Raw genomic sequence first — 7,164 nt, 5'->3', positions numbered from 1 at the left:
CCTTGAGCAGGTGCTCGGGAGGTATGGACGGACGGCCAACTTCGGCGTACATCCGGCTGAACGTCAGGATAGTTCCGAAAGGGCCTCGTCTACAATGGACTTGATGTGTCGGATGGGGTGGTCTCGAGGTACCAGTTCGTCAGGCGTCAGGGAACTCAGCATTGTCACCTGTCTCTCTACTTTGCCGCGCATTCTGGCCTCAAAGAAATTAGATGCCCTGACTCTACCACAATCTGCTTGCCATGTCAGTCAACTCAAGGGAGTTTTTCAGCAGCCTGCTAGGTCTTTCTGCTCCTCCTAAATAAACAGCGGCGACAGGACCAGGGTGATGGTGGCAAGGAGCTTGACCAGGACATGTAGCGAGGGGCCGGCGGTGTCCTTGAAGGGGTCGCCCACGGTGTCACCCACTACGGCGGCGGCGTGGGTGGCGCTCCCCTTCCCGATGGTATTGCCCTCCTCGTCCTTGAACTCCCCCGACTCAATCAGCTTCTTGGCGTTGTCCCAGGCCCCCCCAGAGTTGTTCATGAAGCTGGCCAGGATGATGCCCCCGATGGTCCCTACCATGAGCAATGCCCCCACCGCCATAGCGGCATCGTAGTCCGGGATGAGATTGAAGACCACCCCTACTCCCACCGGCAGCCCCACGGCCAGGAGGCCGGGGCCTACCATCTGCCGCAGTCCTGCGCGGGTGGTGATGTCCACCGCCCGGGCGTAGTCCGGCCGGGAGGTCCCGGCCATTATCCCCGGGTCGGCCCGGAACTGGCGCCTCACCTCGTCGATGATCTGCGCGGCGGTCTTTCCCACCGCACGGATGGCAAGGGCGCTGAAGAGGAAGACGAGCATTACCGCCAGGAAGCCTCCGACAAAGACCTCGGGCCGTGCAAGGTCCACAACCTTGAAGTCCACGCCCCTGAGGAACCCCACCCTGTCCAGGTAGGCCTGGAAGAGGAGGAAGGCTGCCAGACCGGCTGAGACCATGGCATAGCCCTTGGTCAGCGCTTTGGTGGTATTGCCCACCGCGTCCAGGCGGTCGGTGATGTGGCGGGCCTTCTCTCCGGCGCCGGCCATCTCGATGATGCCGGCGGCATTGTCCGTAATGGGGCCGAAGGTGTCCATGGAGAGAATATAGGAGCAGGTCATCAGCATGCCCATGGTGGCGACGGCTGTGGCGAATACGCCCCCGTGGGCCATGCCCGAGGCCTCCCCCATCGCGTAGGAAAGCAGAAGGGAGGCCCCGATGACCAGGGCCGTAGCAAGGGTGGTCTCAAAGCCCACCGCAGTCCCGGCTACGATGTTGGTGGCCGGTCCGGTGCGGGAGGCCTGGGCTATCTCCTTTACCGGACGGTAGCGCGGCTCGGTGTAGTACTGGGTGACAAACACCACTACCACGCTGGTCAGAATACCCACTGCCCCCGCCCAGAAGAACCACATGTTGTCCAGCATGTAGCTGACCGACAATAGCATGCCCACGAGGGACAGGCCAATGGAGACAAAGTACCCCCGGTTGAGGGCGGTCATGGGGTTCTCACCTTCTTTCCCCCTCACCACCAGGATGCCTACAGCGCTGGCGATGAGGCCGAAGGCGCGGACCACCAGCGGGAAGAAGACCCAGACCGGGTTGTCAGTGATTCTCCAGATGGCCACTCCGAGAATCATGGCCCCGATGTTCTCCGCAGCCGTGGACTCAAAGAGGTCGGCGCCGCGGCCGGCGCAGTCGCCCACATTGTCCCCCACCAGGTCGGCCACAACGGCGGCATTCCTGGGGTCATCCTCGGGGATACCGGCCTCTACCTTGCCCACCAGGTCGGCGCCCATATCCGCAGCCTTTGTGTAGATGCCCCCGCCGAGCTGGGCGAAGAGGGCCACGAAGCTGGCCCCGAAGCCGAAGCCCACAATCAGGTGGGGGGCTATGTCAGGCCGGTCGGAGCCTCCATAGAGGTAGAAGATGCCTGCCACCCCCAAAAGGCTCAGGGCAACGATAAGGAAACCGGACACCGCCCCTCCCCTGATGGCAACGGTGATGGCCTCGTTCAGTCCCCGCTGGGCACCAGAGGCACAGCGCACATTTGACTTGACCGAGATGTACATGCCGATGAACCCTGATACCGCTGAGCAGAAGGCCCCCGCCAGGAAGGCCAGGGCGGTGTAGCCCAGAAGGCCCCAACGGGAGATATCAAGCTCCTCCAGTTCCGTGGTGGAGGCCAGCAGGCCGAGAAGTCCGCCGATAACCACGGCAGTAACCAGGGCCAGTATCCCGATTGTAGTGTACTGGCGCTTGAGGAAGGCCATGGCCCCCTCAAATATCATGCCCCCGATTTCCTGCATCTTGGGGGTGCCGGGGTCCCGCCTCAGAACATCCCTTGCCAAAAACAGGGCGAAGAGGACCGCCAGCACGCCGGAAACAGGCACAACCCAGACCAATGCCATCTTTTCCCCTTTCTAGCCGCTCTAGTAGGCCGTCACGCCTTTTTCCGAGGGGTACCTGGTAGGGCCCGGAGCTTCTCCTCCAGAGCCTCCAGTTGCTTCTGTAGGCCACGCTGTTCAAAGGCTACCGTCAAATCTCCCCGGGTCTTCTCCAGGATGCCCCGCACCGCATCGGTAGTGCGGCGCAGGCCCTGGGTAAGGGCTTCGGGGAAGTCCATAGTCACCAGAATGCCATAGACATCGTCCATAGTCGCCAGGATTTCCTCACAGCGGGAGAGGTCCCCCCGGCGGATGGTGTCCAGGAGGTAGCGGCGCAGCTCCCCCACCGCCTCCCCCATGCCATTGAGGTAGGCAGCGGGGCTCACCCCCAGGTCTTCAGGAGAAGGCAGCTCCTTCCCCTGCACCAGGGCAAGGGTAACACAGCCCTCCACGAACTCCTTGGTGGCATCATGGACATAGCCGCTATGGAAAAGGTCGGGATGGTCGGCCAGGGTCTTGGAGAGCTCCTTCAGGAGGGCCCTGGCCCGGGAAAGGGCCTCCTTGGCCTGGGTATATTCCTGGCGGTGGACCGCCCGGATAGCGTTGGTGCTGAGGCGGGTGGTCTCCCGGCAGAGCTCCAGCGCCCTCTCCCGCGCCTGGTCCTTGGCTGAGAAGAAGAAACGGGCCCTTTCCCCTATTGCTTCAAGCCTGTCGGTGAATTTATCCACTCGCCTTCTCCATCCTGGCCACCAGCCCCCGGGCTGCCGCCTCAATATCTGGAGGCCCCAAGACGGCGGAGATGACCGCCACCGCCCGGGGCCCCGCCTTAAGGACCTGGGCCACATTTTCCTGGCTTATACCTCCTATTGCTACTATGGGGAGGGAGACCGCTTTCCTCACCCGCGCCAGGGTCTCCACCCCGATGACAACCGCCTTCTCCTTGCTGGTGGTGGGGAAGATAGAGCCCAGGGCCATGTAGTCCGCCCCCGCTTCCTCTGCCCCTTTCGCCTCCTCCAGGCTGTGGCAGGAGAGGCCCAGGAGGCTATCTATGGGGAGGAGGCGGCGGGCCTCCTTGAGGGGCAGGTCCCTCTGGCCCAGGTGGAGGCCATCGGCGCCGGTGGCCAGGGCCAGGTCCAGGTGGTCATTGATGATAAACAGCACCCCTTCCCGGGCACAGAGCTCCCGGAGCTTCGTCGCCACTGCCAGCATATCCCCCTTTTCCCCCACCCGGTCCCTGAGCTGGAGGACCCGGGCACCGCCTTTGATGGCAGCCCGGGCCGCCTCCACCTCGTTCCTCCCCTTAAGAAAGCCCCGGTCCAGGACAACATAGAGGCCGGAGACCCTTTCCCTCTTTTCCTTCCTCAGCACCAGCCCCAGGAGCCTCTTCTCCAGGTCATAAAGGGTAAGGCGAGCCTTTTGAAAGGGAGATGGGTCCCAGCCCTCAAGGCTGGCCCCCTCCTCCAGCACCCTCAGGGCCTCCTGGGCCCTTTTGGCATTGGCGAGAACCAGGGAGGGAAGGCCCGCCCTTTCTCCCCCCGGCCGCCCTGCCCCCACATCCCCCTCCACATCCCGGGCAGAAAGGAGCCCGACCTCACCGGGGGTCCCCACAACAAGCTGAAGGCGGAGCTGGCGGAGCTCCCGGGTGAGAGAGAGGTCATTGAGGACGAAGCGGCTTATATCCTCCAGGACCCTCAGGCCCTCCCGGGCCCGGTTCAGGTTGGCATCCAGGAGACGCAGCACTATAGCTCTCTTATGCCTGGCTGGAGAAGAAAGCTCTGCCTCCCCACGAAGGGCCCGGAAAGGGACTCACCAGCCGGCGCAGCTATTCCCGGGGCTCCCTGGTTGGCGGTGGCAATGGCGGGTTCTTGTCCTCTGCGAAGCCATCCAGAAACTCCCGGTATTCGGGGCCCGTGGGCCCCCCTCCAGCGAGCCGGCGACCATACTCCACCATGGCCTGCGGGTCGTTTCTTTCTACCCCCTTCGCCACGTCGGAATCAGAAAAGGGGGACTCCCATTCAGTCCTGCCGATGGCAAAAGTGGAGATGAGCCGCTTGAGCTCTCCCCCGCAGTCGGGGCAGGGGCCTTTTTCGCCGGCCTGCTTGAGGAGCAGGGCGTGCTTCTTGCCGCAGCTCAGGCAGCAGTATTCGTAGATGGGCATTCTGGGCACATTCTATCACGCCCCGAGCCCAGGGGTAAAGAGTCTTACCACCCCCCCGCATTCTCTATCAGGTCCAGGCTTTTTATCCTCCCCCCCGCGTCCATATCCAGTGCCAGCACATCTATCCTCCAGTCGGGGGGAAGGTGGGGGTGGGTGGCCAGGTACTCCAGGGCCAGGTTTCTTATCCTCTCCAGTTTGCGGGGGGTTACCGCCTCCTGGGGGGCCCCCAGGGCATGAGTGGTGCGGGTCTTCACCTCGGCAAAGACCACCACCTCCCCCTGGAGAGCGATGATGTCTATCTCCCCCTCCCGGGAGCGGAAGTTGGTCTCCAGGACCTTATAGCCCCGCCTTTCCAGGAAGGCCCTGGCTGCCTTCTCCCCCAGGGCCCCCAGCTCTTTCTTCTTCAAAGGGGCCTCAGGGGGGCGAAGGAGCGCCGGTGGAGGGGACATGGGCCCCTTTCCAGAAGACACTGCTGGTGGTGGGCGGTGCCATAGCCCTTGTGCCGGGCGAAGCCGTAGCCCGGGTATTCCCGGTCCAGCCCCACCATGAGGCCGTCGCGGTAGACCTTGGCCAGGATGGAGGCGCAGGCAATAGAAAAGCAGAGCTTGTCCCCCCGGATGAGGCGCTTCTGGGGTAGAGGGACTTCGGGAAGCTTGATGCCGTCTATGAGGACGAACTGGGGGGGGACCCCCAGGGCCTCCAACGCCTGCCTCATGGCCAGGCGGGTGGCGGGGAGGATGCCTATCCGGTCTATCTCCTGGGCGGGCACCTCCCCCAGCCCCCACGCCAGGGCTTCGCCCCTTATCAGCGGCTCCAGTTCCTCCCTCTGCCGGGGCCGGAGCTCCTGGCTATCCCTGACCAGTCTCTCCCAGGGAACCCTAAGAGAGGAGGCGAAGATGACCGCCCCCGCCACCACCGGTCCGGCCAGGGCACCCCTCCCCACCTCATCCACCCCAGCTACCAGCTCCACCCCCTGAGAGTAGAGCTGGACCTCCTCTGCCCGGGTGGGGTTCATGCCTCCATAATCCCTCCCCCCAGGACTTCTTCTCCCCGATAAAACACCACCGCCTGGCCCGGGGCGATGGCCCTCTGGGGCTGGGAGAAGAGGACCCGGGCTTTATCCCCCACTATCTCTATACGGGCGGGGACGGCAGGGGAGCGGTAGCGGATACAGGCCTCCACCGGCCCAGGAGGGGGCCCGGTCACCCAGGAAAGCTGGCCCGCCACCAACTCCGGCGAGTAGAGCCCCTCCTCCGTCCCCACCACCAGCCGGTTTGCCCCCGTTTCTATCCGCAGGACATACAAAGGGCGGGAGGAGCTCACGCCAAGACCGTGGCGCTGGCCCACAGTGAAGAAGACTACCCCCGGGTGCCCGCCAAGCACCCGCCCCTCCCGGTCCACCACCTCCCCCGGCTCCGCATTTATATGCCGGGCCAGGAAGGAGGCCAGGCCGTTGGGGACAAAGCAGATGTCCTGGCTTTCCGGCTTTTCGGCGGTGGGCAGGCCCAGGCCCCGGGCCAAAGCCCTTACCCTCTCCTTCCTCAGGTCCCCAACCGGCATCACCAGGTGTGCCAGCTCCTCCTGCCCCAGGCTATAGAGGAAATAGGACTGGTCTTTCCCCGGGTCAACACCCCGGAGCAGGCGATAATAGCCGTCATGGACGATGCGGGCATAATGCCCGGTGGCCAGGAAGTCCATCCCCAGGGCCAGGGCCCGCTGAAGCAACAGGCGGAACTTTATCTCCCGGTTGCAGGCAAGACAGGGGTTGGGGGTCCGGCCCCGGCGGTATTCGTCAATGAAATTGCCTATCACCCCCTCCCGGAAGGGCCCCTCATAGTTGAGGATATAGTGGGGGATGCCCAGGAGACCACAAACCCCACGGGCATCATCTGTATCCTCTACTAGACAGCAGGGGCGAGGATGCCCCTCCACCTCCGGGAAGAGGCGGAGGGTGACCCCTATCACCTCATATTCCTGTTCCTTCAGGAGAGCCGCCGCCAGGGAGGAGTCCACCCCCCCGCTCATGGCCACCATCACCCTCTTCCCCATCACCGAGAGTCTAGCACAAGCCCCACACCCCGCCAAACCCCTGAAAATGAGCAAGCGCAAGGTAGACCAGTGTACCGTCTGCTTCACGTCGCCAAGTTTGAGGTCCTGGGTGTTGAAAGGAATAGAACGAGAAGCCCCCCGTTTGGGGGGCTTCTCATCAGGTCGGTCCTATCTCCCGGCCCTGGCTGCGGCCCAGGCCGAGACCTCCGCCTCCGGCAGATTCAGCACCAGCACCCCATAGCTGACCAGGTAGTCCCGATAGCTCACCCTGGTCGCCATGTAGGCGCTCAGCCACTCATTATAGCTCAGGCCTCTGTAGGTGGCTGTAGGCGGAGGAACTATAGTAGCAGCCCAGGACTGGGCCCTGGCTTCCGGCAGGCCGAGCACCAGCACTCCGTAGCCGACCAGGTAATCATAGTAGCTGACCCCGGCAGCCATGTAGGTGCTCAGCCATTCGCCATAGGTCAGCCCTTTATGGGTGGTGGCGGGGAGTGGAGGAGGAACTGGTGTGGGGGCGGGAGTAGGCGTGGGGGTGGCAGTAGGCGCAGGCGTGG

Annotated in this window: 8 protein-coding genes; all 8 read right to left on the bottom strand. The window is 63.7% G+C overall.

The window, feature by feature from the left end:
* Positions 1-297 precede the first annotated feature (297 nt).
* Complete coding sequence (locus tag KJ624_06355) at positions 298-2,427, bottom strand: sodium-translocating pyrophosphatase (protein ID MBU2009436.1); 2,130 nt, start codon at positions 2,425-2,427, stop codon at positions 298-300.
* Between the two features lie 32 nt (positions 2,428-2,459).
* The gene (locus KJ624_06350; protein MBU2009435.1) at positions 2,460-3,101 is read right to left on the bottom strand and encodes a haloacid dehalogenase; all 642 of its coding nucleotides are present in this window, start codon (positions 3,099-3,101) and stop codon (positions 2,460-2,462) included.
* 22 nt (positions 3,102-3,123) lie between these two features.
* A complete protein-coding gene (gene thiE / locus KJ624_06345; protein MBU2009434.1) occupies positions 3,124-4,143 on the bottom strand; it encodes a thiamine phosphate synthase in 1,020 nt (339 codons plus the stop codon).
* Positions 4,144-4,225: 82 nt separating this feature from the next.
* Positions 4,226-4,561 carry a zinc ribbon domain-containing protein gene (locus KJ624_06340; GenBank protein MBU2009433.1) on the bottom strand — a complete coding sequence of 112 codons (336 nt, stop codon included), beginning with the start codon at positions 4,559-4,561 and terminating at the stop codon, positions 4,226-4,228.
* A 44-nt stretch (positions 4,562-4,605) separates the two neighbouring features.
* Entirely contained in the window at positions 4,606-4,968 is a 363-nt protein-coding gene (locus KJ624_06335) for a YraN family protein (protein ID MBU2009432.1), read from the bottom strand.
* On the bottom strand, positions 4,965-5,576 hold the full coding sequence (locus KJ624_06330; protein MBU2009431.1) for a ribonuclease HII: 612 nt from the start codon (positions 5,574-5,576) through the stop codon (positions 4,965-4,967). Before KJ624_06330 ends, KJ624_06335 begins: the two co-directional genes overlap by 4 nt.
* A complete protein-coding gene (mnmA, locus tag KJ624_06325) occupies positions 5,573-6,610 on the bottom strand; it encodes a tRNA 2-thiouridine(34) synthase MnmA (protein ID MBU2009430.1) in 1,038 nt (345 codons plus the stop codon). Before mnmA ends, KJ624_06330 begins: the two co-directional genes overlap by 4 nt.
* Positions 6,611-6,778: 168 nt before the next feature.
* Positions 6,779-7,164: hypothetical protein (locus KJ624_06320; GenBank protein MBU2009429.1), on the bottom strand; the 386-nt coding region annotated here is incomplete at its 5' end.

The sequence above is a fragment of the Chloroflexota bacterium genome (genome assembly GCA_018825785.1).
In the GTDB taxonomy this organism is placed as follows: Bacteria; Chloroflexota; Dehalococcoidia; order JACVQG01; family JAHKAY01; genus JAHKAY01.
Note: the sequence above shows the minus strand (reverse complement) of the source record. Positions and strands in the feature narration are given on the sequence as shown.

Coding starts and splice junctions, on each gene's coding strand:
- KJ624_06355 (MBU2009436.1), bottom strand. CDS start 2,427: ATGGCATTGGTCTGGGTTGTGCCTGTTTCCGGCGTGCTGGCGGTCCTC.
- KJ624_06340 (MBU2009433.1), bottom strand. CDS start 4,561: ATGCCCATCTACGAATACTGCTGCCTGAGCTGCGGCAAGAAGCACGCC.
- KJ624_06330 (MBU2009431.1), bottom strand. CDS start 5,576: ATGAACCCCACCCGGGCAGAGGAGGTCCAGCTCTACTCTCAGGGGGTG.
- mnmA (MBU2009430.1), bottom strand. CDS start 6,610: ATGGGGAAGAGGGTGATGGTGGCCATGAGCGGGGGGGTGGACTCCTCC.